Annotated in this window: 2 protein-coding genes; both read left to right on the forward strand. The window is 44.7% G+C overall.

Annotation, left to right across the window (positions count from 1 at the left end; genetic code table 11):
- Window positions 1–127: 127 nt before the first annotated feature.
- Window positions 128–937, forward strand: a complete 810-nt coding sequence (locus JEP36_RS17605; RefSeq protein WP_198630565.1) for a GPO family capsid scaffolding protein — start codon at window positions 128–130, stop codon at window positions 935–937.
- A gap of 15 nt (window positions 938–952) precedes the next feature.
- On the forward strand, window positions 953–2,071 hold the full coding sequence (locus tag JEP36_RS17610; RefSeq protein ID WP_198630566.1) for a phage major capsid protein, P2 family: 1,119 nt from the start codon (window positions 953–955) through the stop codon (window positions 2,069–2,071).
- Window positions 2,072–2,109 lie beyond the last annotated feature (38 nt).

Genomic DNA, 2,109 nt, shown 5'->3' on the forward strand with positions numbered 1-2,109 from the left:
AGGATCACCGATTCGCTTCATTCCCTTTGTGCCATTTCTCAAACAAACCTTATCCATTGTTTAACGCCCCTTTTAACCGACAACATACAGACCAACGAATAAACGGATGCAGTCTGGAGTAGTGTGCATGTCGAAGAAATCAAAACCGGTTCGTCTTTGTGTTGAAGGGGCGACAACGGACGGGCGTCGAGTTGACCGCGAATGGTTAACCCAAATTGCGAAAAACTTTGATCCCGCGGTTTATGGTGCGCGGGTCAATGTCGATCACTATAACTATTCATGGGCACCACGCTTTGGTGATGTGGAATCGGTGTATACCGAGGAAATCAAAGAAGGGGCACTGGCAGGTAAGTTGGCATTATACGGTGTGATCAATCCGACACCTGATTTAATTGAACTCAATAAAAAACGTCAAAAAGTTTATACCTCTGTCGAAATTAACCCGAGTTTTTCAGATACCGGTGAAGCCTATCTGGTCGGTCTTGCAGTGACTGATAACCCCGCGAGTTTAGGCACTGAAATACTGCAATTTAGTGCCAATGCACAAAGTAGCCCACTTTCAGAGCGCAAACAAAGCAAAGATAACGTCTTTACTGCCGCAGAAGAAACACATCTCGAATTTACTGACGAAAAACCAGAAAGCGATAAGCCGGGACTTTTTAGCGTCATTAAAGAGATGTTTTCTAAAAAACAACACAGTGATGATGCGCGATTTACCGATGTGCATCAGGCAGTAGAGCTGTGCGCCAAAGAAGTGCAAACCCTTTCAGCAGAAATTACCGCATTAAAAAGCGCCGATCAAAGCGAAGCGGTAAAAGCGCTCACGCAACAACTCACGGAATTAAAAAACCAATTTGAAAATACAGACGCCTCGTTCTCACATCGTCCGCCGGCAACGGGTGGCGAAAATAACGGCGAAGTGCTGACGGATTGCTAAGGTAGTGAACAAACCATGAAAAAAGAAACTCGTTTTAAATTTAATGCGTATATGACGCAACTCGGTAAAATTTACGGTGTTAGCGCGCAAGAGTTTAGCGATACCAAAGTACCGATTGAACCGTCTGCGGCTCAAAAATTAGAAACTACGATCCAGCAATCGGCGGAGTTTTTAACGCACATTAATATCGTGCCGGTTGATGAGCAAGTCGGTGAAGCCATTGGTTTAGGTATCGGTTCGACTATTGCGGGAACCACTGACACAACAGCAAAAGACCGTGAAACAAGCGATCCGATTAAGCTGACAAAGAACAGCTATCTTTGCCAGAAAACCAATTACGACACCCATCTGGAATATTCGAAAATTGATATGTGGGCGAAGTTTACCGACTTTCAAACCCGTATCCGTGATGCGATTATCCGCCGTCAGGCATTAGACCGCATTATGATTGGTTTTAATGGTACGCACCGCGCCGATAACTCTGATCGCAAAAAATATCCCTTACTGCAAGATGTGAATTCAGGCTGGTTACAAAAAGTACGCGAACGTGCGCCTGAACATGTGATGGGCAGTATCACGCAAGACGGTACAACAACAGCCAAACCAGTTTATGTTGGTAAAGGGCGCGCGTATCAAAATTTCGATGCGTTAGTCCAAGACACCATTGATAAGGCAATTGATCCAGAATATCAGGACGATACCGGTCTTGTTGTGATTTGTGGGCGCAAATTATTAGCAGATAAATACTTCCCACTGGTCAATAAAGACCAAAACAACAGCGAAAAGCTGGCAGCAGATACCATTATCAGTCAGAAACGTATTGGCGGTTTACCTGCTGTACGTGCGCCGTTCTTTCCTGAAAATGCCTTTTTTATTACTCGTCTTGATAACTTGTCGATTTATTTTCTTGCGGATTCTCGTCGTCGCCAAGTGCTGGATAATGCAAAACGCGATCGCATCGAAAACTACGAGTCAGTGAATGAGGATTTCGTGGTTGAAGATTTCCGTGGTGTGGCGCTCGTTGAAAATATCGTTTGCGAAGATGCCGAAGAAACACCACCCGAAACCACTGACGGTACAGACAACAGCGCAGTAACAGAAGAAGCATCGGCTGAAAATAAAAAGGCGAAATAATGTTATCTCCGTGGGAAAAACACCGCATGAGCCTAAGT

The organism is Proteus sp. PR00208 (genome assembly GCF_016238545.1).
GTDB lineage: Bacteria > Pseudomonadota > Gammaproteobacteria > Enterobacterales > Enterobacteriaceae > Proteus.

Coding starts and splice junctions, on each gene's coding strand:
- JEP36_RS17605 (WP_198630565.1), top strand. CDS start 128: ATGTCGAAGAAATCAAAACCGGTTCGTCTTTGTGTTGAAGGGGCGACA.
- JEP36_RS17610 (WP_198630566.1), top strand. CDS start 953: ATGAAAAAAGAAACTCGTTTTAAATTTAATGCGTATATGACGCAACTC.